The sequence below is a fragment of the Apibacter sp. HY039 genome (genome assembly GCF_004023655.1).
GTDB classification, from domain to species: Bacteria; Bacteroidota; Bacteroidia; order Flavobacteriales; family Weeksellaceae; genus Apibacter; species Apibacter raozihei.
In genome coordinates this window covers 224,332-248,996 of sequence record NZ_SAYM01000003.1, presented here as the reverse complement: position 1 = coordinate 248,996, position 24,665 = coordinate 224,332, and the positions used below count along the sequence as shown (strand labels likewise).

23 protein-coding genes are annotated in these 24,665 nt (G+C 30.9%); 16 read left to right on the top strand and 7 right to left on the bottom strand.

Annotated features, from left to right (window positions below):
• Positions 1–53 precede the first annotated feature (53 nt).
• From EQ921_RS08495 to EQ921_RS08480, 4 genes are all read left to right on the top strand, one after another.
• On the top strand, positions 54–1,283 hold the full coding sequence (locus tag EQ921_RS08495; protein WP_128331328.1) for a hypothetical protein: 1,230 nt from the start codon (positions 54–56) through the stop codon (positions 1,281–1,283).
• Positions 1,284–1,433: 150 nt separating this feature from the next.
• Positions 1,434–2,387 carry a thioredoxin-disulfide reductase gene (trxB, locus tag EQ921_RS08490; protein WP_128331327.1) on the top strand — a complete coding sequence of 318 codons (954 nt, stop codon included), beginning with the start codon at positions 1,434–1,436 and terminating at the stop codon, positions 2,385–2,387.
• Positions 2,388–2,416: 29 nt separating this feature from the next.
• Positions 2,417–3,031 (top strand): recombination mediator RecR, encoded by a 615-nt coding sequence (gene recR, locus EQ921_RS08485; RefSeq protein ID WP_128152654.1) that lies wholly within the window; start codon positions 2,417–2,419, stop codon positions 3,029–3,031.
• A complete protein-coding gene (locus tag EQ921_RS08480) occupies positions 3,032–3,889 on the top strand; it encodes a glycosyltransferase family 2 protein (protein WP_128331326.1) in 858 nt (285 codons plus the stop codon).
• Positions 3,890–3,891: 2 nt separating this feature from the next.
• On the opposite strand, the gene EQ921_RS08475 is transcribed toward EQ921_RS08480, so the two are convergent.
• Positions 3,892–5,076, bottom strand: a complete 1,185-nt coding sequence (locus EQ921_RS08475; RefSeq protein WP_128331325.1) for an MFS transporter — start codon at positions 5,074–5,076, stop codon at positions 3,892–3,894.
• 171 nt (positions 5,077–5,247) lie between these two features.
• Between EQ921_RS08475 and EQ921_RS08470 the strand changes: the two genes are divergently transcribed.
• The 3 genes from EQ921_RS08470 to EQ921_RS08460 all read left to right on the top strand — a co-directional run bounded on the left by EQ921_RS08470 (position 5,248) and on the right by EQ921_RS08460 (position 8,116).
• Positions 5,248–6,672, top strand: coding sequence for an amino acid permease (locus tag EQ921_RS08470; RefSeq protein ID WP_255424467.1), 1,425 nt, complete (start codon positions 5,248–5,250; stop codon positions 6,670–6,672).
• Between the two features lie 68 nt (positions 6,673–6,740).
• Positions 6,741–7,703 carry a hypothetical protein gene (locus EQ921_RS08465; protein WP_128331323.1) on the top strand — a complete coding sequence of 321 codons (963 nt, stop codon included), beginning with the start codon at positions 6,741–6,743 and terminating at the stop codon, positions 7,701–7,703.
• A gap of 26 nt (positions 7,704–7,729) precedes the next feature.
• A complete protein-coding gene (locus EQ921_RS08460) occupies positions 7,730–8,116 on the top strand; it encodes a T9SS type A sorting domain-containing protein (protein WP_128331322.1) in 387 nt (128 codons plus the stop codon).
• A 30-nt stretch (positions 8,117–8,146) separates the two neighbouring features.
• Here EQ921_RS08460 and pafA read toward each other — a convergent pair whose 3' ends face one another.
• The 3 genes from pafA to EQ921_RS08445 are packed head-to-tail and all read right to left on the bottom strand — an operon-like array spanning position 8,147 to position 11,084.
• Complete coding sequence (gene pafA, locus EQ921_RS08455) at positions 8,147–9,790, bottom strand: alkaline phosphatase PafA (RefSeq protein ID WP_128331321.1); 1,644 nt, start codon at positions 9,788–9,790, stop codon at positions 8,147–8,149.
• 20 nt (positions 9,791–9,810) lie between these two features.
• Positions 9,811–10,695 carry a nucleoside phosphorylase gene (locus EQ921_RS08450; RefSeq protein ID WP_128331320.1) on the bottom strand — a complete coding sequence of 295 codons (885 nt, stop codon included), beginning with the start codon at positions 10,693–10,695 and terminating at the stop codon, positions 9,811–9,813.
• 53 nt (positions 10,696–10,748) lie between these two features.
• Positions 10,749–11,084 (bottom strand): translation initiation factor, encoded by a 336-nt coding sequence (locus EQ921_RS08445; RefSeq protein WP_128331319.1) that lies wholly within the window; start codon positions 11,082–11,084, stop codon positions 10,749–10,751.
• Between the two features lie 145 nt (positions 11,085–11,229).
• On the opposite strand from EQ921_RS08445, the gene EQ921_RS08440 reads away from it, so the two are divergent.
• The 3 genes from EQ921_RS08440 to EQ921_RS08430 all read left to right on the top strand — a co-directional run bounded on the left by EQ921_RS08440 (position 11,230) and on the right by EQ921_RS08430 (position 15,825).
• Complete coding sequence (locus EQ921_RS08440; RefSeq protein ID WP_128331318.1) at positions 11,230–12,171, top strand: S9 family peptidase; 942 nt, start codon at positions 11,230–11,232, stop codon at positions 12,169–12,171.
• Between the two features lie 151 nt (positions 12,172–12,322).
• The gene (locus EQ921_RS08435) at positions 12,323–13,930 is read left to right on the top strand and encodes a BamA/TamA family outer membrane protein (protein WP_128331317.1); all 1,608 of its coding nucleotides are present in this window, start codon (positions 12,323–12,325) and stop codon (positions 13,928–13,930) included.
• 44 nt (positions 13,931–13,974) lie between these two features.
• Complete coding sequence (locus EQ921_RS08430) at positions 13,975–15,825, top strand: ABC transporter ATP-binding protein (RefSeq protein ID WP_128331316.1); 1,851 nt, start codon at positions 13,975–13,977, stop codon at positions 15,823–15,825.
• Between the two features lie 63 nt (positions 15,826–15,888).
• On the opposite strand, the gene EQ921_RS08425 is transcribed toward EQ921_RS08430, so the two are convergent.
• The 3 genes from EQ921_RS08425 to EQ921_RS08415 all read right to left on the bottom strand — a co-directional run bounded on the left by EQ921_RS08425 (position 15,889) and on the right by EQ921_RS08415 (position 18,360).
• Positions 15,889–16,278, bottom strand: coding sequence for a Spy/CpxP family protein refolding chaperone (locus tag EQ921_RS08425; RefSeq protein ID WP_128331315.1), 390 nt, complete (start codon positions 16,276–16,278; stop codon positions 15,889–15,891).
• 85 nt (positions 16,279–16,363) lie between these two features.
• The gene (locus EQ921_RS08420) at positions 16,364–16,810 is read right to left on the bottom strand and encodes a GAF domain-containing protein (protein ID WP_128331314.1); all 447 of its coding nucleotides are present in this window, start codon (positions 16,808–16,810) and stop codon (positions 16,364–16,366) included.
• A complete protein-coding gene (locus EQ921_RS08415; RefSeq protein WP_128331313.1) occupies positions 16,807–18,360 on the bottom strand; it encodes a sodium:solute symporter in 1,554 nt (517 codons plus the stop codon). Before EQ921_RS08415 ends, EQ921_RS08420 begins: the two co-directional genes overlap by 4 nt.
• Before the next feature lie 242 nt (positions 18,361–18,602).
• Here EQ921_RS08415 and EQ921_RS08410 point away from each other — a divergent pair, with 242 nt between their 5' ends.
• The 6 genes from EQ921_RS08410 to EQ921_RS08385 are packed head-to-tail and all read left to right on the top strand — an operon-like array spanning position 18,603 to position 24,449.
• The gene (locus EQ921_RS08410) at positions 18,603–19,379 is read left to right on the top strand and encodes a ParA family protein (RefSeq protein WP_128152669.1); all 777 of its coding nucleotides are present in this window, start codon (positions 18,603–18,605) and stop codon (positions 19,377–19,379) included.
• A 4-nt stretch (positions 19,380–19,383) separates the two neighbouring features.
• Positions 19,384–20,268 carry a ParB/RepB/Spo0J family partition protein gene (locus EQ921_RS08405; RefSeq protein WP_128152670.1) on the top strand — a complete coding sequence of 295 codons (885 nt, stop codon included), beginning with the start codon at positions 19,384–19,386 and terminating at the stop codon, positions 20,266–20,268.
• On the top strand, positions 20,265–20,879 hold the full coding sequence (locus EQ921_RS08400) for a DUF5683 domain-containing protein (RefSeq protein WP_128331312.1): 615 nt from the start codon (positions 20,265–20,267) through the stop codon (positions 20,877–20,879). The genes EQ921_RS08405 and EQ921_RS08400 overlap by 4 nt, the downstream gene beginning before the upstream one ends.
• A gap of 13 nt (positions 20,880–20,892) precedes the next feature.
• The gene (gene dapB / locus EQ921_RS08395) at positions 20,893–21,597 is read left to right on the top strand and encodes a 4-hydroxy-tetrahydrodipicolinate reductase (RefSeq protein ID WP_128152672.1); all 705 of its coding nucleotides are present in this window, start codon (positions 20,893–20,895) and stop codon (positions 21,595–21,597) included.
• 44 nt (positions 21,598–21,641) lie between these two features.
• Positions 21,642–23,258, top strand: coding sequence for a signal peptidase I (gene lepB / locus EQ921_RS08390; RefSeq protein ID WP_128331311.1), 1,617 nt, complete (start codon positions 21,642–21,644; stop codon positions 23,256–23,258).
• Between the two features lie 18 nt (positions 23,259–23,276).
• The gene (locus EQ921_RS08385; RefSeq protein ID WP_128331310.1) at positions 23,277–24,449 is read left to right on the top strand and encodes an aminopeptidase C; all 1,173 of its coding nucleotides are present in this window, start codon (positions 23,277–23,279) and stop codon (positions 24,447–24,449) included.
• Positions 24,450–24,665: the final 216 nt, after the last annotated feature.

Below are 24,665 nucleotides of genomic sequence, written 5' to 3'. Positions count from 1 at the left end.
AACCTAAGCAACAAAACTAACATATTACTATGAAAATTTTAAAAACATTTACTATGAAAAAATTAATTCAATTTTCCATTTTTTCATTATTGCTATCAATACTATACAATTGCAGTGCATATAAATCTGCAAGCAATAAAATGGTTAAAGGTAATTATGCAGAAGCCTTTGAAACCTCTATAAAACTTTTTTCTAAAAATTCAAGTCAGAGAAAGAAAGTCAAGCAATTAGAGTTATTACAAAATTCATATATGTTAGCAAATAGACAAGATGAATTCCGTTTACAAAATATGAGAACAAAATCAGATCCAAATTATAAAGATATATATTATTTGGTCAAGACTTTATATGATAGAGAAAACCTTATTAAACCTTATTTACCTTTATATAAAAACAATAAAGAATTAAAATTTTCAGTAAAAAACTATTTATTAGAACTTGAACAAGCAAAAGAAGATTTTTTAAACGACTACTATACGTCTGCGCTTAAATATTTGACAACTAAGAAAAAAAGTAATGCCAGATCAGCATATAATCTACTAAAAGAAGTACAGGAAGTAGATTATAATTACAGAGATGTAAATATTAAATTAGAAGAGGCTTACAAAAATGGCATTGAAAGGATGTATGTAACTGCGGTAAATCAAACAGGTCATCCACTGCCTGAAAACTTTAAAGATAATCTTTTATATAACTTAAATAATGAAGTAAATAGTTTCTGGATGCGTATTTCTACCAGTAAACCTAATAATATGGATCATGAGATAAGGGTAGTTTTGAATCGTTTATATATTGGAAAAGATGATTTTACAAAAAAATCAAAAAACTTTGATAAAGATATTGTTGATGGCTGGGAATATGAAAAAGATGGAAGGGGTAATGTTATAAAAGATTCTTTAGGGAATACTAAAAAAGTAGATAAGCATGTTATAGTAAGAGCTACAGTTACTGAATTTAAAAGGACAAAAGATGCTAAATTAGATGCAACTATTGAAGTTTATGATCCAAATGGAAATATTGAAATTTATGATTTATATGGATATGTTAGGCGTGAATCATCTATAACTTCTAAATTTATTTTTGAATCTGTATTTGCTGAATTTGAAGGTGATGAGAGAGCTCTTAATCGTAGGGAATTAGATCTGATAAAAAAAACACCAGTAGCTTTTCCAACAGATTATGATATGATAAATGAATGTATAAGAGAATCAAGAAAAGAATTAATCTATTTTTTAAGTTCCTATTATAAAATTAAAAAAAAGAAACCTTTTTTATTTCCTTAATAACTGAAATTAAAATGGTTATAAAAAAAATAAAAATTAAATAGTCTGTTGAAAGATATTGATAATAACAGTATCTGAAAATTAAATATTACAACAAGACAACTCAATTATTAATTTTGTAATTTAGCAGTATTCATTAATACATAAATAATGTCAGAAAATATAAATATTTTACAAACTGTTATTATCGGTTCTGGTCCTGCGGGATTTACTGCTGCAATTTATGCCGCACGTGCAGAAATGAACCCTGTTTTAATTTCAGGAATGGAACTGGGTGGGCAGTTAACTACTACTACTGAAGTTGAAAACTTTCCGGGTTATCCTGAAGGAATAACCGGTCCAGAAATGATGATACAATTACAAAATCAGGCGGAAAAATTTGGTACAAAAGTTATCGTAGACAAAGTCACAGAAGTTGTTTTTGGTAGTAATTCAAAAGAATTTCACACAATAAAAACTTCTTCCGGTAATGAATACCAGACACGTACGATTATTATTTCTACCGGTGCAAGTGCAAAGTATTTGGGAAAAGAATTTGAAGATACATATCGTGGAGGAGGAGTATCAGCATGCGCTACTTGCGATGGCTTTTTTTACAGAGGTAGAAACGTTGTTGTTGTAGGTGGAGGAGATACGGCTGCTGAAGAGGCTACTTATCTGGCTAAGATATGCAAAACTGTTTATATGGTTGTTCGTAAAGATTATCTCAAAGCCTCTAAAATAATGCAGGAAAGAGTAGAAGCTACCTCCAACATAGTATTGATGTATAATCATGAAGTAACTAATCTTAAAGGCGAAAATAATTTGGTTTCTCAGGCTGTAGTCATTGATAATCTAACCCAAGAAGAAAAAATTCTTGACGTTGACGGTCTGTTTATCGCTATTGGACACTCACCTAATACAGATATATTCAAAGGGAAATTAGATATGGATGAAACCGGATATCTTACAGTAAAACCTTTTACTACAGAAACAAATATAGCTGGAGTTTTTGCTGCCGGAGATGTTGCAGACAAACGTTACAGGCAAGCAATTACTGCTGCGGGTTCAGGTTGTATGGCAGCTTTGGATGCAGAAAAATATTTAACATCCATAGGACATTAAAAAGTTGTTGGTGAAAAATAATTCAGGAAATGAATTTTTCCAGTAAAATTTTAGAAAAAGCTGTGGAAGAAATTTCACAGCTTCCGGGTATAGGAAAACGAACGGCTTTACGTTTAGCTTTACACCTTCTAGATGTACCAGAAATTCAGACTGATAATCTTATACAGGCATTGGGGCATTTAGTACATGATATAAAACATTGCAAAGAATGTAATAATTTATCTGATACTGAAATCTGTTCTATTTGTGCAAATCCATACCGTGATGGAAATATTATTTGCGTAGTAGAAGATGTTAGAGATGTTATGGCTATTGAAAGTACCCAACAATTTAGTGGTAAATATCATGTTTTGGGAGGAAGAATATCTCCCATGGAAGGTATTAGTGCATCGGATTTATGTATTACACCATTAGTTACTCGTGTAAAAGAAGAAAATACTCAGGAAATTATATTTGCATTAAGCGCAACTATTGAAGGAGATACTACGATGTTTTATTTATATAAAATGCTTGGAGAAACGAGCGCAAAATTCACGACAATAGCTAGGGGAATCGGGGTTGGCGATGAACTTGAATATACAGATGAATTAACATTAATACGGTCCATACAAAACAGGATTCCTTATCAGCAGGGGCTAAAATAAATGATACAACTTTCTGTTATTATAGTTAATTATAACTCGAAATTTTATTTAAAAAGTTGTTTGGAAAGTGTTAATGATGCTTCCAGAAATTTAAATGTTGAAATTATAGTAATAGATAATGATTCGTCTGACGGGAGTTATGAATTTATAATTTCAGATTTCCCTCAAATTACATGGATTCAAAATTCTGAAAATTTAGGTTTTTCAAAAGCTAACAACATAGCTTTTCAAAAGTCTTCAGGAAAATATATACTTTTTGTTAATCCCGATGTCATAGTATCACAAACAGCACTTGAAGAACTATATGTTTTTTCAGAAAACCAACAGAATTTGGGAGCTATAGGTGTTCGTATGACTGATGAACATGGAAATTATCGCTTAGAATCTAAAAGAAACATACCTAACCCTAGTAATACATTCAGTAAGCTTTTTTCGTACTTGAAATTTTTTTCCAAAAATATACAGTCTAAAGGATATTACAATGTTAGTATAAGTGAATATGAAATCGGGAAAATTGAAATTCTTACAGGAGCTTTTTTTTGGGTTTCCGGAAAAGTTTATGAAGAAGCGGGAGGATTTGATGAATCCTATTTTATGTATGGAGAAGATATTGATCTTAGCTATACAATTTTAAGATTAGGATATCAAAATTACTACTATGGGAAATCTACAGTTGTTCATTACAAAGGAAAATCAACAGTCAAAAATAAACAATATTATCAAAGATTTTTTGGAGCCATGAAAATATTTATCAAAAAATATTATTCAAGACCTTATTATCTTTATATACTACTTCTTACGGGTTTAAATGTCAGATATTATCTTGCACTAACTCTTGATAAATTAAAAAAGAAATAAATTTAATCTTTTTCTTTAAATATTTTTAATTTGGATGATAATACAAAAATACAAATTCCAAATATTCCTATTAAAGCATAAGAGTATCTTAAATTACTTGCATGAGAAATATAACCAATGATAGGAGGGCCTAATAAAAAACCGATAAATCCTATACTGGAAACAATAGTAAGTGCCATGCCTGTAGGAATTTTAGTTTTTTGTCCGGCCAGACTGTATATTACAGGGATGATACTTGAAACCCCTAATCCTATAATCATAAAAGCAATAGTAGTGACGATAATGTGAGGAAATATTACAGCTAAAAATAACCCGAAGGAAATTAAGATTCCGGAAATTTGTACAATTCTTAACCTTCCCCATTTACGGGTGGCAGCATCAGCGAAAAATCTACCAGAAGCCATCATAACCATGAAAGCAGCAAAACCTAAAGGAGCTATATTTTCAGGTGCTTTAACTATTTTTTCAAAGTAAATACTACTCCAATCAAACATGGCTCCTTCTGAAGCCATTCCACAGAAAGCTGTTATACCCAGGAAAAATAAAAAATTTTCCGGTTTATTTTTCTTTTTTTCAACCGGAGAATCTACAGAAATTTTAACCTCTCGGGGTTTCATGTCAGGCTGTAAATATTTATAATTTATAACCATAAATATAACTACGATAAAAAGAATCAGTATAAAATGCTGATAAGGTTCAAGCCCCAGATTAACAAGTAATAAACCAAATAAAGATCCTACAAAACCGGCTACGCTCCAACCTCCGTGAAAAGAAGACATAATGGATTTATTATAAATATTTTCAACTATAATTCCTTGCGTATTTACTGATATATTGCAAAAATTACCAAAAAAACCAAATAAAATAAGGCTGGTTACTAGTAATAAAGGGCTAGGAGACAATCCGATAGCTATTAGACATAAACTATAACAAGGCAGGGCAATTAATAAGACCTTTCTACTTCCTAATTTAGAAATAAGAAATCCCGAAAGAGCCATACCTAAAATTTGCCCGATAGGAAGCATTAAAAGAATATTTCCCCATGAAGCATCATCCATGTTCATGTAATTTTTAATATCTGGTATCCTGCTTGCCCAGCTGGCAAAACATATACCTTGTGCAAAATAAAAAGCAAAAACTCCGGAACGAATCCGTTTTTTTTCAGAAAGAGAAAATTCTTTGTACATGAGTAATATATCAGGTAAATTGTTTAAAACAAGTTGCAAATTTAAACAGAAATGTTTTGATTCTAAAGATTTAAATAAAAATATATTAAACAGGATAATATGAACGGTTTTCTTTTTTATTTAAGCTCATTTCAGTTATATTTGCGAAGCTGTCAATTTAAAATAACAAAGATCTTGAAAAATAAAGAGTCTAAAGAACAAAAAGGATTAAAAAGAGGCCTTTCTAATCGTCATATTCAGTTAATTGCCTTGGGCGGAGCTATAGGTACAGGATTATTTTTAGGAATTGGTCCGGCAGCTGTTTTGGCTGGTCCTTCTGTTATTATAGGTTATTCCATTGCAGGTTTTATAGCATTTATGATTATGAGACAATTAGGGGAAATGGTCGTTGAAGAACCCGTATCCGGTAGTTTTAGCCATTTTGCATATAAATACTGGGGTAATTTTGCCGGTTTTGCTTCCGGATGGAATTACTGGATACTCTATATATTGGTCAGCATGTCAGAATTAACTGCTATAGGTGTTTATGTACAGTTTTGGTGGCCTGAAATACCTTTGTGGTTATCCAGTCTTTTTTTCTTTGTTGTTATTAATTTATTGAATCTTGCGAACGTTAAAATTTATGGAGAAGCTGAATTCTGGTTTTCAATTATAAAAGTTTTTGCCATTGTAGCAATGATTGCATTTGGAGCGTATCTTTTAATAAGCGGAAGTGCAGGTCCACAAGCCAGTATTTCTAATTTATGGAATGACGGTGGTTTTTTTCCAAAAGGAATATTTTCATTAGATGCAGAAGGTAAATATCAGGGCTTATTAGCAGCTATGGCTTTTATTATGTTCTCTTTTGGCGGATTAGAACTTATAGGCATTACTGCTGCAGAAGCTGAAAATCCTGAAAAAACCATTCCGAAAGCAACTAATCAGGTAATCTATAGAATTTTAATTTTTTATGTTGGAGCTTTAATTATTTTGTTTTCCTTATCTCCCTGGCGAGATATAACCCCGGGGAGCAGTCCTTTTGTAACTATATTCAGCTCACTAAAAGGGTTTCAGTTCACTATATTAGGTACCACTTTTTATTTCACCAGTATTGTTGCAAATGTCTTGAATTTAGTAGTGTTAACAGCAGCTTTATCCGTATATAATAGTAGTGTTTATAGTAATAGTCGGATGCTTTATGGCCTTGCAGTACAAGGAAACGCACCTAAGTTTTTAATTCGTTTAAACAAAAACCATGTTCCTATTATGGCAATACTAGTGTCGGCACTATTTGCTGCAATCTGTGTTGTTATTAATAAATTAATTCCGGAAAAAGCTCTTAGTTATCTTATGTCTTTAGTTGTTTCTGCACTGATTATTAATTGGATAATGATAAGCCTAACCCATTTATACTTCAAAAAAAATAAAATAAAACAGGGGATAGTTCAAACTAAATTTCCAGCTTTCTGGTATCCTGTAGGAAATTATATCTGTTTGATTTTTCTTGCAGCTATTTTACCGATTATGTGGATGACAGGCATGGAATTATCCGTGGAATTAATACCTGTCTGGGTTATAATATTATATATTAGTTATTATATGGTCAATAAAAAGTAAATTTTAATGAAATAGTTTTTCCTAAACAATTATATTTGAGATAAACAATTTTGTTTAATCAATAGTTTATGGAAAAATATTTTATAATTTGTTTACTTGTCTTTCAAATCCATAATTCAGCATATAGTCAAAACTTTACAGAGGAGGATAGAGATAGGTTAGCCGGGTATATTTTTCGTCAGCAATATACTAATCGTGAATTAACTTCGTATGGTGCGATAAAAACAAGTGACTATCCGGTAATAGAAGATTCCCTATCAGGGAATGCGTATTTTTCTGTTTATCCTTATTTCAGCCATATTGCTTGTTTAGGTATTTTAAATAGTAAACATTCTGAAAAGTTTAATTTTGTGAAACTATGGATAGATTGGTTTATCAAGCATTTAGATTCTAGAGGTAATATCTTAAATCATTATTATACCCTTTCAGGAGAAGGTACTACTTGTATCAATAAAAATTTAAAATATTTCTGCAATGATATAGATGCCGAAGACAGTGCCTTAGCACTTTTCTGGGTTGTTACTTATGAGTATTATAAACATTCCAAAGACTTAACACTTTTTACTGTTGATGTTAAAAAGAAATTAGAACTTTCTGCACACTATGTTATAAATAATCTTTTGAAAGAAAATAATTTGACTATTGCCAAAAAAGATTATTCTGCTTATTATACGATGGACAATTGTGAAGTTTATAAAGGTTTTTTGTATTTATCTAAAATAGAAAATGAAATTTATAATGACCAGGTTTTAGCAGAATATTATCAAAATAAAGCTGAAAATTGTAAGGTTGCAATTCAAAATTTATTATATGATTATACAACAGATTTATATAAATGGGAACTGAATATAAATTCGAATCCCGATATTTGGTATGGAAATAAGGGAGGAATAGTACCTACGCTATGGCCACAGTTATTTGAAGTGGATCAATTCAGTGATTTGCGCTCAGAATACTCAAGAAAAATGGTTGAACATAAATTTCCAGACTGGCACTCCGAAAAAAAAATCAATATTTTAATGCTTTTGTAGGTTATATATTTTCTAAAAATGAAAATTTGAATAAAGCCAATAGGCAACTTAATTTGCTTCTCAGAGAATACAACGGTTTATACCCCAGTCCTCCTTGTTATATCGGAGATGCAGGTTGGGCTTTGTTAACCATGAATATAATCAATCCATTGCTGGCTGTTGATGAAACTACTCATAAGAAAACAGACTACCAAATTTCGCCCAATCCAGCAACTTCCAGATTTAGCATCCTGTGTACAAATCCTGATAAAATAAAAAAAATATTTTTATATAACCAAGAAGGTAAGTTGATAAAAAAAGTGAATAATAAATCTGAAATGGAAATTTCAGAGCTTGAATCAGGAATATATATGGTTCAAATTACAGGTGATAATTTTGAAAGACCTCAGAGTTTGAAGTTAATAGTTCAATAGCCAAGGTCTTTCAACTCTAATTTTTAAAAATTATTCTAAAATTTCATTAAGGACCTGAGCAGAAGTTGAATTAGGAAATGTAATCTGTACTTTTTGAGACAAAGTAGGGGCTATTTCGGTAATCACTTGTTTTTTATGACTTATTCCATGATGAATTTTCCAGCCGTAAAATAGAGCAGGTACATGCGTATCGTAAGTATAGCTTGCACCATGGGTAGTTCCTTCCTTCATATATTCCATATATGCAGGCTTTAAAAGAACATATAATTGCCCGTTTTGAGTTTTATCATATCCTCTGAAAATCATTGAAGCATGCTCATCAGTAGGATTAGCAGATAAAATTTGAGCTTCAGTATACACTCGTTTAACCCAAGGAAAACTTTCTACATAAGAGACTAATTTTTCAATAATTTCATTTGGGTTTTTACCTGATGATGTAATAGCATCTTCGTTCAAATATATGTTTTGTGTAGAATAAGTTTCAATAAAATCTTTTCCGAAAGTCTGTACAGAAAAATCTTTAAGTTTTTTTGTTACTTCTTTGTAATCAATAGAAGCAACTTCATATCCATTATCATTTAAGTAAAGAGGGTTTTCAGCACCGGAATGATCGGCTGTCAAAAACAATAAGTAATTGTTTTTGCCTATTTTGGCATCTAAAAATGAGAGTAAATCAGCAATATTTTCATCTAATCTCATATAAGTATCCTGAGTTTCCATAGATCTTGGCGAAGTCATGTGAGAAATCACATCAGTGGCAGAAAAGCTTAAAGCTAAAAAATCAGTATCAGCATCTTTACCCAAATCTTCTCTGACAATTAATTCTTTAGCAAAATCAACGATCATATCACTTGTAAAAGGAGTGGATTTTAAAACTTTTGCACCTTGTTTATCGTAAGCTTCTTTTAAATTATATGGAAATACAGCTTTTTGATCTGCCGTAAATGACATCATTTCATACGAATTATTATCTGAAAGGCTCTCTTTATATAGAGATTTATCTCTAAAAAGGTTCCATCCTTCATTAATATATTTCATATACTTTTTCTCCAGATTATACGTATTTACCCAAGCAGGAAAATCTTTACCGTAAAATGTACTTGAGATAAAGTTTCCATTATCCGAAAGCCAGTACGCACGATCGGCAAAATGACCGGCAGGTAAAATAGCCCCCCGGTCTTTCATACTTACTCCAAAAACTTTGCCTCTGAAATTTGTTGACAATTTTAATTCATCTGTAATGGTTGTAGACTGTAAATTTTTAGGAGACATTTTACCTTCACTTTCCTGAGCCGGTGTTCCTAAAGGACTTACTGTATCATCTTCAGTGCAATACATTTTCTTTTTACGTTCCCGGTTATACCAGCTGTTTCCCATAATTCCATGATTTACAGGTGTGGTACCTGTATATATAGATGCATGTCCAGGTGCAGTGTGTGTAGGTACATAATTATAATGCATATTTGAATAAAGAAATCCATCCTTTATCAATCGTTTAAAACCTTTGTTTGAAAAATAAGGATCGTACCTGTAAAGGTATTCCATTCGCATTTGATCAACGACAATACCAATAATTAATTTAGGCCTTTCAGTTTGAGCATAGGAAAAAGAATATCCTACGGTTAAAGCAATTAAAAAAAACAATTTAAAAGCTTTTATTTTAATATATTTCATTTGATTAAATAAAGATAAGATTAAAATTTACTAAGTCTGTCAAGGGCAAATGTTATCATTGAATCTATAGCAGCGTACGGATCAGTACTGAATGTACCTGAAGCACGATTGGCTATTATGGTATTTAATGATAAAGCTTTATGCCCCATAAGCTTGGATAAGCCATATATGGCAGATGTTTCCATTTCAAAATTTGTGATTCTATGATGTTGATAATGAAAATTTGCAAGTTTTTCATTCATAGCCTGATCATCCAGATCCAACCTCAAAATTCTTCCCTGAGGTCCGTAAAATCCTATCGCTGTTGCTGTAATTCCCTGATAAATGGATGAGTCTTTTGTTATATGATGTAACAAATCTTCGGAACAATCTACAAGGTAAGGTAGTGCTCTTTTAGAATTCCACTGAGTCTGATTGACAAATTCCTCAATCATTTGATCTGAATAAAAGCTCTCAGTATGATTATAAAAGCTCATTAACCCGTCAAACCCCAAACCTTTAGCAGAAGCAACTATACTATCTACAGGTATATCTGCTTGTAAAGATCCTGAGGTTCCTAATCGTACGAAAGTGAGCTGGGTAGGAGTTGATTTGATTTCTTTATTTTCAAAATCTATATTTGCTAAAGCATCAAGTTCGTTAAGAACAATGTCAATATTATCTGTTCCCATTCCTGTAGAAATTACAGTAAGTCTTTTACCTTTGTACGTACCGGTATGTGAAACTATTTCACGTTTTTGAGAAGCAACTTCAATGGTGTCGAAGTAGTTTGATACTTTAGGAACTCTATCCGGATCTCCGACTAATATAATAGTATCTGCAAGCTCTTCAGGTTTTAAATTACAATGATATACTTTACCTTCTGGATTAAGAATTAATTCTGAATTTGCTAATTTTTGTGTCATTTTGCATGTGGTTTGAATTAAGAACTAAAATTTATATTTTTTCTGAATTCGGTTTAACCGCCGACCCGCTTCACAGAAAAACCTTTCTCTTTTAAGAGTTCCATTATTTTATCTCTGAAATTTCCCTGGATTACAATCGTATCATCTTTAACAGAACCGCCTACACCTAATTTCGATTTTATATCTTTTGCAAGCATTTTTAAATCTTCATCGGAACCGTTGTAATTTTCAAGAATAGTTACAGGTTTCCCGTTTCTTCCCTTTTTTTCATATTTACACACTATAGGTTCGTCCTGTAAAAACAAAGAATGTTCTTCAGATGATTGTTGTTCTTCTTCCTGAAATTCATGCTCAGGAAAAAGTTTTTTTAACTGGTCTTGAAGATCCATAAAATTATATCTTAAATTTAATACACGAAATTAATAATTTTTAACAGATATTAGAGTTAAATTATTATTAATACAATTCATAACATAGTTTGAATTTAAAACGGCTTAAAGTTTTTTTATTTAATTAATATATATATTTGGATTCATGATAAAAAATAGATGGTTAAAGTTCTTTATTATAATAATACTATCCCTGTTTTTAATTATTAATGTTTTTTTAGCTTTACAAGCATATAGCCTTACTCATTTTGTTGAAAAACAAACTTCCGGAAGTAATTTAAAGTTGGATTTTAAAACATTGATAAAGGGAATTGATATACCTAAACCCAGTTCTGATATTTTACCGGAAAAAAGTTATGAAGTAAAAAAAATTAAGTTGGGAAAAGACAAGTTTTTAGAAGCCTGGCTATTATCACCAGAAAAAAAATCTAAAGGCATTATCTTACTTTTTCACGGTTTTCGTGCAGAGAAATCAACAATGCTGGATCGAGCCTACGTTTATGAAGATTTGGGATATAGTGTTTTGTTAGTCGATTTTAATGGTGCCGGTAATTCATCCGGTAATCAGTGTACCATTGGATATAAAGAAGCGGAAAATGTCAGACAAGCGTATGAATATGCACGTAATGATCTTAATGAAGAAAATATATTTTTGGCAGGTTTTTCAATGGGTGCAGCAGCCATAATCAAAGCACAGCATGATTATCATTTAAATGTAAAAGGTATTATTCTGGAAGCTCCGTACGGTAAAATGATTGATGCTGTTAAAGTTCGAATGAAAATACCTTATGTAGGAAAGACTCTTTCGTATTTAGTTACCTTCTGGGGAGGAGTAGTTAACGGTTTTAACGCTTTTGAAATGAATCCGGATGAATATGCAAAAAAAATCGAAATACCTGTTTTATTTCTTTATGGAGGCAGGGATCCAAGAATACCTGTAAATGAATCAGAGAGAATTTATACTAATTTTAAAAGTAAAGATAAAACATCTATGTTGTTTCCGTTATCATATCACCAAAGTTATTTAAATAAATATCCAGAAAAATGGAAGAAAGTAAATAAACAATTTTTAAACTCAAAAAATTAATCTGAACAAAACTCTAAGCATTAAAATATTTGTAATTATTTCCAATCACTTATATTGAGAACAACAGTAATGAGTATTTGCATTAATCTTAATAATAAATTATAAATTTGTAATTAATATCTTAAATTATTCTTCTTTTAACAGACTGTATATGAATGTTAAATATCTGTTTCATATAGTTTTTTTATTGTCTGTTGTGTTAGTATCTGCTCAGGAACAGAATAAAAAATTAAATTTTTATACTGAAAAGCAGTTATGGTTCAAGATATCAGCACAACCTAAAAAAATTAATTCTGTACTTGATTCACTTGTAAATCAAGGGTTTTATACCTTGAAAATAGATTCAGTAAAACAAGGGGAGAAAGATGTAAATATATATATTACCAGAGGAGTATTTTATAAAAAAGTTCTTGTAAAACTTGATTCTCTTTCTCAGTTGGCGGTACATTTAAAACATGATTATTCTACTTCAAACGTAGATTCTTTAGTAAATATAATACATTATTACTACCTTAAAAAAGGGTATGCATTTAATCAGATTACAACAGATTTTAATTTTTCAAAGCTACCGGTTGAAGCTACAGTTTCTGTTGATTTAAACAATAAAAGAATAATTAATTCTTTTGTTATTGCTGGGTATACAAATCTCCCGAAAGGAATAAAAAAAGAATTGGAATATGATTTTATAGGTAAGCCTTATGAAGATTCAAGGCTTAAAGAAATATCGGATAAATTAAAAGCATCAAATTTTATTCTGGAAGATAAAAATCCTCAAGTATTATTTACACCCGATTCGACAGCTATATATTTATATTTAAAAAAGAAAAAAGCGAGTTCTTTTGATGGAATTTTAGGTTTTGGAAACGATCAGAACGGAAAACTTAAGCTTAACGGGCAGATACGTTTGTCATTGGGTAATATATTTAATTCATTTGAAACCATAAATTTAAACTGGTTATCCACGCCGGAAAAATCTCAGAACTTTGATTTTCAGGTTCATGTACCCTATTTATTTAAAACAAAATTAGGTACGGAAACTCAACTAAACATTTTCAAGCAAGACAGTACATTTGCTAATATAAAACTTAAAGAGCACTTATACTATCAATATTCTTATAACCAAAGAATAGGAGTAGAGGGAAGTTTTGAAAATTCTAGATATGTTTTAAATTCAGATACCAATAACAGCAACTTTTCAAAGTCAGGATTAGGATTAACCTATCAATATTTGGAAAAAAGTAATCTTTCCCTGCTGGGAAATAAAAATTTGTATGCAATAAAAGGAAGTATTTTTAGGAATATTCCGGAAAACCAAAACAATCTAACTGAGTATGAATTATCTGCTAAAATAGAAAAACTCTTTAAACTTTCATCTTCTCATTATATAAAATCCAGAGTTGATGCTGCAACATTATTATCTGATACATTAACAATTAATGAATTATATAGATTGGGAGGACTAAAGAGCATAAGAGGTTTTAATGAACAATCTATATATGCAAATGCTTATCTGGCTGCTTCTTTAGAGTATAGATATGTTCCTTTTGAAGAAATGTTTTTTACAGTTTTTGCCGATGTAGCCTGGACCGAAAATAAATACAGAAATTCTCATCCTTTTTTATTAGGAACCGGAATCGGAATTAATTTTTTAACACGTTTTGGTATATTTTCTCTTAATTATGCTGTTGGTAAACATGATTCAGAACCGGTCAACTTTTCAGATTCAAAAGTGCATATAGGTATACAGGCTAGTTTTTAAATTAACAAAAAAAATTAATTACCTTTGTAAGCTTATTACATCATATGAGTTCACTTAAAAAAATTCTTAAACAATTTGCTTATCCCTACAAGAAATACTTTTTCTCAGGGGTTTTTTTTAATATTTTATATTCTTTATTTTCTGTAGTTTCCGTTCTTTCCATTATGCCTATTTTAGACATGCTTTTGGGAGGAAGTGTAAAACAACAAGAAACACTTGCCCATGTGCAGGAACAAATAACAGACGGTTGGTCGGGATGGTTTACACGGCTTAAATATGAATTTTATTTATATCTTCAACATAATATAGAACAGGTAGGAGCTAAAACGTTTCTGACCTATTTGTGTATAGCGGTAGTTTGTTTATTTTTATTACGTAATGTTTTCAGATACATTGCCCAGTATTTTATAGTTCTATTACGTAGTGGAGTTTCAAAAGATCTCCGTCTGGCTATGTTTGATAAAATTCTGGCTTTACCGGTTTCTTTTTTTACAGAGAGAAAAAAAGGAGATATTATGATTAGGCTTTCCGGAGACGTAGGAGAGGTAGAAGGAAATATTTTAAATGCAATTTTGGAACTATTTAGAACTCCGTTTTCTATTCTTATAACTTTAGCCTCTTTACTTATAATAAGTCCATCATTGACTATCATTGCGTTGGTGGTTTTACCATTTATGGCATGGATTATTTCATCCATAGGTAAAAGCTTAAAAAAAGATGCTCGTAGAGGACTCAATGAATCAGGAAATGTTTTATCTATCATTGATGAAACATTAAACGGAGGAAAGGTAATTAAGATATTCAATGCTGAAGAATCCATGAGACAGCGGTTTATGAATAGCGTGCTGTACTTACGAAAACTATCTATAAATATGATGAAAAAGTATGAATTGGCATCACCTTCATCAGAATTTTTAGGTTCGGTAGCAATGATTGTTATTACATGGTATGGAGGTACACTGATTCTTGAAGGAAAAGGAATGGATTTATCTTCTTTTCTTATTTATATAGCTTTGTTTTTTCAATTACTGGAACCGGCAAAAACCCTTTCTACTTCTTTAACTAATTTACATAAAGGTAGTGCATCTACTGACAGATTGGTTGAAACTCTTGAAACAAGCGTTCAAATATATGAACCTGAAAATCCGGTAGAATTAACAGAAATTAAACAGGGTATTACTTTCCAAAATGTTGAATTTCAATATGAAGAAAAACAACCGGTTTTACAAGATGTTACGATTAATATACCTATCGGAAAAACCGTTGCCATTGTAGGACAGAGTGGGGGTGGAAAAACTACTTTAGCTAATTTATTAGCTCGTTTTTACGATGTTTCTGGAGGTAAAATATTGATTGATGGACATGATTTAAGAGATTTGAACCTTAAAAGTTATCGAAAGCTTTTAGGTATGGTTACTCAGGAATCTATTTTATTTCATGATACAATAGCTAATAACATAAAATTAAGTAATCCTAATGCATCTATGGATGATGTTATGAATGCTGCAAGAGTGGCTAATGCATTAGAATTTATTGAAAGACAGCCTGAAGGGTTTGACACTTCCATTGGAGAAGGTGGAGCTAAATTATCTGGAGGACAAAAACAAAGGATAGCCATAGCAAGAGCCATTCTGAAAAATCCTCCGGTAATGATATTGGATGAAGCAACTTCTGCTTTAGACACTCAGAGTGAACGTTTAGTACAAGAAGCTTTAGACAATCTTATGACAAACCGTACATCATTAGTAATAGCTCACCGTTTATCAACAATTATTAATGCTGACCTAATCGTTGTAATGGAAAGAGGAAAAGTTATAGAACAAGGAACACATCAGGAATTACTTGAGAAAAACGGCACCTATAAAAACCTGATTGATATGCAAAAATTTGCTTAAGAAAAAATATACCAATAAAAAATCCGGAGAATATCCGGATTTTTTATTAGGTAATAAATTAGACTATTTTCTTTTAGAGCTACCTTTTCTGCTGTCGCTATGATGCATCTTTTTACCATGATACTTATCCTTCATGTCTTTTAATTTAAGTCTTTGTTCTTCGGTAAAAATTTTATCAATTTCAGCTTTTTTATCCTCTCTCAGCTTTTTTCTTTTTTCATGAATAGCTTCTGCCTGTGCATGGAGAGATTCTTCCTGAGACTTATATTTATCGTCAATTGCATTGATTTGTTTAATCTGATTTTCTGACAAATTAAGTTCTTTTGCCATTTTATCTTTAAGATCTTTAGCTCTTTCTTCTCTTTTGATAGGATCTTCTACATTTTTACTTGTTTGAGAAAATGCTACACCGGAAGCTAAAACAAAAGCGCTTACTATTAATACCTTTTTCATAACTTTATTATTTTTCATTTGCACTATTGACAGTGCAACTAAGAAAAGGTTTAATATTTTAACTAAATTTAACTAAATTCTAAAATTAAAGCAATAAGCCTAATTTTTTACAAAGGTTTTCAAGGAAAGTTTTATCATCTATAGAAAATGGATTTATTTTGTGACTGTCGATGTCTATTTGACCAATATTATTACCATTTTTGAAAATAGGTACTACGATTTCAGATTTAGTATCAATACTACAGGATAAATAATTGTCCTGTTCATTCACATCCTGAACCATAAAGGTTTCATTTGATACTGCTACCTGTCCACAAATACCTTTTCCGAAGGGAATAATGATATGATCTGTAGCAGCTCCGACATAAGGTCCCAGTTTCAACTCGTCTTTATCACCATTTTTAAAATAAAAACCTACCCAGTTATAATAATCAATTTCATCATATAAAAGCTGACAAATCTTTTGAAGTTTATCAGTTGTATCTATAGATGACTCTAAAATAATATCTGTTCTCTTTTCTAATGTTTTCATATCTTTATTTTGTTTTTGTTCTGCGATATAAGTAATAATCCAAGGAAAGTTAATCCACTATTAAGGATAATTAATTCTAATCCGATTCCATATCCTAGTTTAGAAATAAGCATTCTGCTTAAATAGCTAATAATAGGAGCAATTAAACAAACGGTAAATATCATTCCGTTTTTTGGGAGGGATTTTTTTGTAAAAATTCCAAAGGCAAAAAGACCTAATAAAGGACCGTAGGTAAAACCTGCTAAATCCATAATAATGTAAACTATAGATTCATTATTAATTTTCTTAAACACCAATATCAATAAAAGAAAAATAAAAGTAAAAATCAAATGAATTCTGATTCTTATCATTTTCTTTTTCTTTTCTGTAAGGTTTTGTTTTTTTGGTAATCCTAGAATATCGACACAAAAAGAAGATGTCAGAGAAGTTAATGCTCCGTCAGCAGATGGAAAAAGAGCAGAAACCAAACCTATAATAAAAATTATAGATAACAATTGAGGGAAATATCCTCCTAAAGATAAGGTAGGAAATAAATTATCTCCCATAATATTTTTTATCGTACCTGATGAATCGCTAAATCCAAATATATTTTTTATAACGTCACCATTACTATAAACCTCATATTCAGCCCCATGATTCATAGCATATAAATACAGAAGCCCTCCCATAAATAAAAATAAGAAATTAACAAGTAATAGTACAGTAGCAAAAGTGAGCATGTTTTTTTTACTGTCCCTAAGATTTTTTACAGATATGTTTTTCTGCATCATTTCCTGATCTAATCCTGTCATAGCTATAGTGATGAACATTCCTCCCAAAATATGTTTTAAAAAAAATGACCCCGAATGATAGTCAAAATTAAATGTGTGTAAATAGCCTTCAGCATTTAACGAATCAATTGCCTGAATAAAATCTAAATTCAGGCTTTTCATTACAAACAGTATGCAGGCAATAAGACTTATAAGCATAAAAGAAGTCTGAAGTGTATCGGTAAAGACAATTGTTTTAACTCCTCCCTCGAAAGTATATAATAGAATCATTAACAGAATTAATACCGTAGTAGCCCAGAACGGAACTCCCAAACTTTTTAAAAGAAAAATGTCAAGAACATTTATCACGAGATATAATCTTGCAGTTGCACCTATGGCTCTGGAAATAATAAAAAATGCAGAACCGGTTTTATGTGCTTCCGAATTAAACCTTTTACTTAAATATGTATATATAGAAGTTAGGTTCATTTTATAATACAAAGGCAGAAGAATCATGGCTACGATTACGTATCCGATAAAATTCCCTAAAATCAACTGAAAGTATTCAAAACCTCCGAAAGCATAGCTGGTACCTACTTTGCCCACAGTTCCGGGAACGGAAATAAAAGTCACACCGCTTAAACTTGTGCCTATCATACCAAAAGCCACTAACCACCAACTACTTTTTCGGTTTCCTATAAAAAATGATTGATTGTCGGAATTTCTGGAAGTATAGTAAGCTACCCCTAATAAAACAATAAAATAGGCAAAAATGATAATTAATAATAGGGTTATATTCATAATTAAATTCGAATTTGCCTCAAATTTAAAAATATAATCGGGAAGCAATAATATAAAATGATGGTTTTATTATTTTTATGAATCAATTATAAACAAGTCATCTATGTAAGATTCCTATATATTAGAAATATAAGCTGCATTCATTTACCCTAAAGGATTGTTAATACTGTTAATGTTAATAATTTTTTTCCTAAAATACCGTTTTTAAATTGTATTTTTACACCTTGAAATTTTATAGACCGATGGGAAAAATTATTGCAATTGCGAATCAAAAAGGAGGTGTTGGTAAAACAACCACTGCAGTTAATCTGGCGGCAGCAATTGGTGTACTGGAAAAGAAAGTTCTGCTTATTGATGCAGATCCTCAGGCCAATGCCAGTTCAGGTTTAGGAGTTAACGTTGAAGAAGTTGAAATAGGCACTTACGAAGTTCTTGAGCATAGTGCTTTAGCTAAAGATACAATTCAGCCAACCACTTCTCCCAATGTTGTATTGATACCTGCACATATTGATTTGGTTGCTGCTGAAATCGAGCTGGTAGATAAAGATAACAGAGAATATATGTTAAAAGAAGCATTAAAAGATCTGAAATCGGACTATGATTTTATTATTATAGATTGTGCTCCGTCTTTAGGTTTAATAACTCTTAATGCACTTACAGCCGCTGATTCTGTGATTATACCCATTCAATGTGAATATTTTGCCTTGGAAGGACTTGGTAAATTATTGAATACAATTAACAGTGTTCAGAAATTACATAATCCTGAGTTAACAATTGAAGGATTATTATTAACCATGTATGATCCAAGATTAAGATTATCTAATCAAGTGGTTGAAGAAGTAAAAACACATTTTCCCGAAATGGTTTTTGACACTTTAATTCAAAGAAATGTAAGATTAAGTGAAGCTCCTAGTTTTGGAGAATCAATACTAAAATATGATGCTGAGAGCAAAGGAGCGATAAACTATATATTATTGGCAGAAGAAGTTTTAAACAAGAATAAAGTAGAAGTAAAGTAATAGCATGGCTTCAGCAAAAAAAAGAGCAATGGGCAGAGGACTATCTGCAATATTAAGTGAAAATACGGTAAAAGTTAATTCGGCAGAAGAGCAAGGAGCTGAAGAACTGGTAGGTAACATAGTAGAAATATCATTAGATGATATTATAACTAATCCCAACCAGCCTCGTACTAATTTTGATCCTAAAGCTTTAGAAGAATTAGCAGCTTCAATCAAACAGTTAGGCCTAATACAGCCTATTACTGTAAGAAAAAACGAAGACAAATTCGATTTGATTTCCGGAGAAAGAAGATATCGAGCTTCCCGAATTGCAGGATTAGAAAAATTACCTGCTTTTGTAAGGTTGGCTAACGATCAGGAGCTTCTCGAAATGGCTTTAGTTGAAAATATTCAGAGAAAAGATTTAGATCCTATTGAGGTTGCATTATCCTTCGAAAAATTAATTGAAGAAATTCATATTACACAGGAAAATTTAAGTAATAGAGTAGGAAAAGACAGAAGTACCATTACCAATTATTTGCGTCTACTAAAACTATCTCCAATTATACAAACGGGAATCAGAGATGGTATTATTTCTATGGGCCACGGAAGAGCTTTAATTTCATTAGAAGATACAGAACAACAATTATTTGTTTATGAAAAAATAGTCAGAGAACAATTATCTGTAAGGCAAACCGAGAGCTTCATACGAACTTTTAAAAATCCTAAAGATAAAAAAGAAAAGAAAGAAAAAGAATTACCGAACTATTTAAAAAAAGGATTAAAAAGCTTTGAGGACTATTTTGAAACAGGAGTAGAAATAAAAGCTGATAAAAAAGGTAAAGGTAAAATTATCATCAATTTTGAATCATCTGATGAATTCGATAGAATTCAGAAATTATTAGAATGATAAAAAAAACATTCACATATATTTTTATACTTATTTTTAGCTGTATGCTTTCAGCTCAAAATGAGAAAACTAATGAAGATCATTTACTGGGTAATAACGATTCTATAGTCATTTCAAATACAGTACCCCAGATAGTTGCCGATTCAGTTGCACTTTCTTTAACCAGAAGTCCGCTCAAAGCTTCTCTTTATTCAGCCATTTTACCTGGTTTAGGGCAGTTTTATAATAAAAAATATATTAAAGCTCCTCTTGTTTTGGGAATTATAGGAACTGGGATTGGATTTATTAAGTATTACGATAACCGATATAAAAAATATCACAGAGCTTATTTAGCAGAACTTAACGGACAGACACATGAATTTTCAGGTATACAGGGAATTACTCCTCAAGTATTAGCAAATGCTGAAGATTCAGAAAGAAGATATAGGGATTATGCAGTGGTATTAACAGCTTTAGCCTATCTGTTAAATATTGTAGATGCGGCAGTAGATGCTCACTTGTCAATATTTGATAAAGATAAAGATTTAGCTGTAAAACCTATCATAATTGAAGATCCTAATTCGATAGTTGCGAACCAGAAATTAGGATTATCGTTTAGTTTTACATTTTAAAAACAATTATTTTATGAAAATAGCATTAGTAGGTTACGGAAAAATGGGAAAAGCTATAGATGAGATAGCTACCTCCCAAGGACATCATATAGTTGCAAAGTTAGAAGAAAAACCAACTAAGGATAATTTAAACGGAGCAGAAGTAGCTATAGAATTTTCAACACCAGCCACGGCTTTTGATAACGTAATGGCTTGTCTGGAAATTGGAATTCCTGTTGTATGCGGAACTACAGCCTGGCTGGATCAACTAGCTAAAGCTGAAGAATTTTGTAAAAAACAAAATGGAGCATTTATATATGCTTCTAATTACAGTTTAGGTGTTAATTTATTTTTTGAAATAAATAAAAAAGTAGCTGAAATTATGCAAAAACATCAGGAATATTCCGTTCATTTAGAAGAAATACATCATACTCAAAAAAAGGATGCACCCAGTGGAACGGCTATCACTGTTGCAGAAGAAATTATTCCCGTTTATGGTTTTGATGGATGGAATTTATCCTATAAAACTGAAAATAATAAATTAGGAATTGAAGCTAAAAGATTACAGGATGTGCCGGGAACTCATACAGTTACTTATAGTTCTGAAGTCGATGAAATTGAAATTAAACATGTGGCACATTCAAGAAAAGGTTTTGCTTCAGGAGCTATTTTAGCTGCACAGTGGCTTATCGGAAAAAATGGTATTTTTACCATGAAAGACGTATTAGGATTTAAATAATCCAAACATAAACAACCAATAATTAAACCTTAAAAGGATATTACATGCATTTATTACAATATTATTTATTATTCGCTGTAGTTTCAAACCTGTTATATTTTGCAACTACGTGGAAATTATTTCAAAAAGCAGGAAAAAAGGCCTGGCAATCACTAATCCCATTTTATAATATCGTAATAACTCTACAGATTATACACCGTCCCTGGTGGTGGATATTTATAGTTTTTATACCTATCGTGGGACCTATCATGTGTGCGGTCATATTGGTTGATTTTATCAGACACTTTAATAGAAGAACCAATACAGATGCACTTTTAGTATTATTTCTTTCAGTAATATTTTTAGGTTATATAAACTATTCCCCTCAAACTAAATATACAGGAAAAGAAGAAAGGAAAGAAACATTCATTTCAGCGGTTTTATTTGCTGTCGTTTTTGCAACAATAATTCATGCATTTATTATTCAGCCGTTTACTATACCAACAGCATCTATGGAAAGAACTCTTTTGGTAGGTGACTTTTTATTTGTAAGTAAAATGAATTACGGAATAAGAATTCCTATGACTCCGGTTGCACTTCCGTTTCTTCAAAACAAAATTCCTATAGGTGATAGTCAGCAGCCACAAAAGCAAACAAATTCTTATGTAGATCAAATCAGACTACCTTATATGAGATTACCTGGGTGGACTCATGTTAAAAGAGGAGATATAGTGGTATTTAATTACCCTACAGATTCGTTACATACAGCTATTGATCGTAAAGACCCTTACGTAAAAAGATGTGTGGGATTGCCGGGGGATATAATAAAGTTGGAAGATGGTAATTTATTTGTAAATGGTAAACCTGAAGTAATAAAGAAAGACGAAGAACAACAAAGAAATTATTTTGTTTATACAACAGAAGCAGGAATAAGCTCTAAAAAAATAGAAGAGATGTTTGGTTATGCTACCTATCAGGAAGGTCAGGATGAATTTGGAAAAAGAATCTATTTTTTCAGAGGTCTAACTAAAGAAAATGCAGCAAAATTAAAAGAACTTAACACTGTTGATTCTCTAGTTTTAGCCTTTCAGAAAAAAGGAGAGCCCGGACTTGTATATAGAGATGCTGCAAAAACTAAAATCGATACAACTAATTCTGTATTTCCACTTAACAGCGGTTGGAATGGCTCCCAATATGGTCCTTTAACAATTCCTTCGAAAGGAGAAACAATTACGCTTACAAAAGAAAATATAGATCAATACAGAAGGATTATTAAAAATTACGAGCATAATGAATTGAAGGAAGAAGGAGGTAAATTTTATATTAATGGAAAAGAAACAAATCAATATACTTTTCTTCAGAACTATTATTGGATGATGGGAGATAATAGAGATAACTCCTTAGATAGTAGATATTTCGGTTATGTTCCGGAAGATCATATTATAGGAACTCCAATATTTACATGGTTGAGTGTACAAGGTTTATTTGAAAATGATCCTTTTGGACATCCGGCTAAGAAAAAAATACGATGGGATAGAATGTTTAAAATTCCTAATACTGATACTCCTTTAAATGAAAAAACCAATTATCTTCCTTATTTCCTTATCCTTTTAGGTATCTATTTTACATATGATTATTATAAAGGAAAAAAGAAAAAGAAAGATCAAAAAAAGAAAAACTAAAATCTAAAAATTAAAAATATGAGAAGATTGATTGTATCTGCAATGTTGCTTTTCACTTGTTCAGGAATTTTTGCACAGGATGATTTAATTAATAGAATTAAAGATAATAAATCGGAACAAACTAATTTTCAGTTTACCATAATAAAACAGCTTGATAACACATCAGTTAAAAATCAAGGTTCATCAGGGACCTGTTGGAGTTATTCCGGAAATTCATTTTTAGAATCCGAAGTTTATAAAAAATACAATAAGGTAGTTGATATTGCGGAAATCTATACAGCAAGAATGACTTATGAAGATAAGGCCAAAATGTATATTTTAATGGATGGATCAATTAATTACGGCGATGGCGGTGAACTTCACGATGTTATTAATATGTATAAAAAGTATGGTATTGTTCCACAAGAAGCATATACAGGTTTAATTAATGGGGCTACAAAAAATAATTTTACTGCAATGCAGAGTGAATTGGAAGAATATTTGGTGTCTTTAAAGAATCAAACTCCTCCCATAGATATAAACTGGACCAAGAATTTTTCTGATATTTTAGATAAATATTTAGGAGCAGTTCCTAATTCATTTGTTTACAACGGGAAAACGTATACTCCACAAACCTTTGCCAATGAAATTATAGCATTAGATCCTAATGATTATGTAGAAATAGCTTCGTACAAAGATTATCCATATTATACACAAAATTTTTTACCCTTACCGGATAACTGGAGTGGAGATCATGCATATAATGTTCCCATGAATGAATTAACACAAATTATAGATTTTGCATTAGACCATGGCTATACCGTTGGGTGGGCAACAGATGTAAGTGAACCTTATTTCAGCTGGAAAAATGGAGTTGCTTACGTACCCGATTTAGACTTGTATAATCTTTCAGCTGAACAAAAAGCGAATTTATTTACTCAGCCTCAACCTGATAAATTAATAACGGAGCAAATGCGTCAGGATGCATTTAATAATAGAACTACTACAGACGATCATGGTATGCATATAGTAGGTACAGCTACAGATCAGACCGGAAAAAATTATTATATTGTAAAAAACTCATGGGGAATTACTAACGATTTTCAAGGATATATATATGTAACAAAACCCTATGTACAATACAAAACTACAGCCTTGTTAATTAATAAGGCGGCAATACCTAAAACCATCAGGAAGAAACTAAGTATTTAATTATATTTTTTTGGAGTATGTAAAAATAAATTACATACTCCAAATTTTTTACAGTACACTAAAAACTATATTTATATTTTCTTTAATACCTGCACACAAATTTTGATGCTAACCGTAACCTTTATATTTAATTTAAAATTGATCTAAATTTATTTTATTAGTTTTTTTATCTTATAATAATATACATAAAATTAAGGCTAATATTAATTTAAATTT

What these genes read in the sequence shown, in the direction of transcription:
- EQ921_RS08495 (WP_128331328.1), top strand. Translation starts at nt 54, where the DNA reads ATGAAAAAATTAATTCAATTTTCCATTTTTTCATTATTGCTATCAATA.
- trxB (WP_128331327.1), top strand. Translation starts at nt 1,434, where the DNA reads ATGTCAGAAAATATAAATATTTTACAAACTGTTATTATCGGTTCTGGT.
- recR (WP_128152654.1), top strand. Translation starts at nt 2,417, where the DNA reads ATGAATTTTTCCAGTAAAATTTTAGAAAAAGCTGTGGAAGAAATTTCA.
- EQ921_RS08480 (WP_128331326.1), top strand. Translation starts at nt 3,032, where the DNA reads ATGATACAACTTTCTGTTATTATAGTTAATTATAACTCGAAATTTTAT.
- EQ921_RS08475 (WP_128331325.1), bottom strand. Translation starts at nt 5,076, where the DNA reads ATGTACAAAGAATTTTCTCTTTCTGAAAAAAAACGGATTCGTTCCGGA.
- EQ921_RS08465 (WP_128331323.1), top strand. Translation starts at nt 6,741, where the DNA reads ATGGAAAAATATTTTATAATTTGTTTACTTGTCTTTCAAATCCATAAT.
- pafA (WP_128331321.1), bottom strand. Translation starts at nt 9,790, where the DNA reads ATGAAATATATTAAAATAAAAGCTTTTAAATTGTTTTTTTTAATTGCT.
- EQ921_RS08450 (WP_128331320.1), bottom strand. Translation starts at nt 10,695, where the DNA reads ATGACACAAAAATTAGCAAATTCAGAATTAATTCTTAATCCAGAAGGT.
- EQ921_RS08445 (WP_128331319.1), bottom strand. Translation starts at nt 11,084, where the DNA reads ATGGATCTTCAAGACCAGTTAAAAAAACTTTTTCCTGAGCATGAATTT.
- EQ921_RS08440 (WP_128331318.1), top strand. Translation starts at nt 11,230, where the DNA reads ATGATAAAAAATAGATGGTTAAAGTTCTTTATTATAATAATACTATCC.
- EQ921_RS08435 (WP_128331317.1), top strand. Translation starts at nt 12,323, where the DNA reads ATGAATGTTAAATATCTGTTTCATATAGTTTTTTTATTGTCTGTTGTG.
- EQ921_RS08430 (WP_128331316.1), top strand. Translation starts at nt 13,975, where the DNA reads ATGAGTTCACTTAAAAAAATTCTTAAACAATTTGCTTATCCCTACAAG.
- EQ921_RS08425 (WP_128331315.1), bottom strand. Translation starts at nt 16,278, where the DNA reads ATGAAAAAGGTATTAATAGTAAGCGCTTTTGTTTTAGCTTCCGGTGTA.
- EQ921_RS08420 (WP_128331314.1), bottom strand. Translation starts at nt 16,810, where the DNA reads ATGAAAACATTAGAAAAGAGAACAGATATTATTTTAGAGTCATCTATA.
- EQ921_RS08415 (WP_128331313.1), bottom strand. Translation starts at nt 18,360, where the DNA reads ATGAATATAACCCTATTATTAATTATCATTTTTGCCTATTTTATTGTT.
- EQ921_RS08410 (WP_128152669.1), top strand. Translation starts at nt 18,603, where the DNA reads ATGGGAAAAATTATTGCAATTGCGAATCAAAAAGGAGGTGTTGGTAAA.
- EQ921_RS08405 (WP_128152670.1), top strand. Translation starts at nt 19,384, where the DNA reads ATGGCTTCAGCAAAAAAAAGAGCAATGGGCAGAGGACTATCTGCAATA.
- EQ921_RS08400 (WP_128331312.1), top strand. Translation starts at nt 20,265, where the DNA reads ATGATAAAAAAAACATTCACATATATTTTTATACTTATTTTTAGCTGT.
- dapB (WP_128152672.1), top strand. Translation starts at nt 20,893, where the DNA reads ATGAAAATAGCATTAGTAGGTTACGGAAAAATGGGAAAAGCTATAGAT.
- lepB (WP_128331311.1), top strand. Translation starts at nt 21,642, where the DNA reads ATGCATTTATTACAATATTATTTATTATTCGCTGTAGTTTCAAACCTG.
- EQ921_RS08385 (WP_128331310.1), top strand. Translation starts at nt 23,277, where the DNA reads ATGAGAAGATTGATTGTATCTGCAATGTTGCTTTTCACTTGTTCAGGA.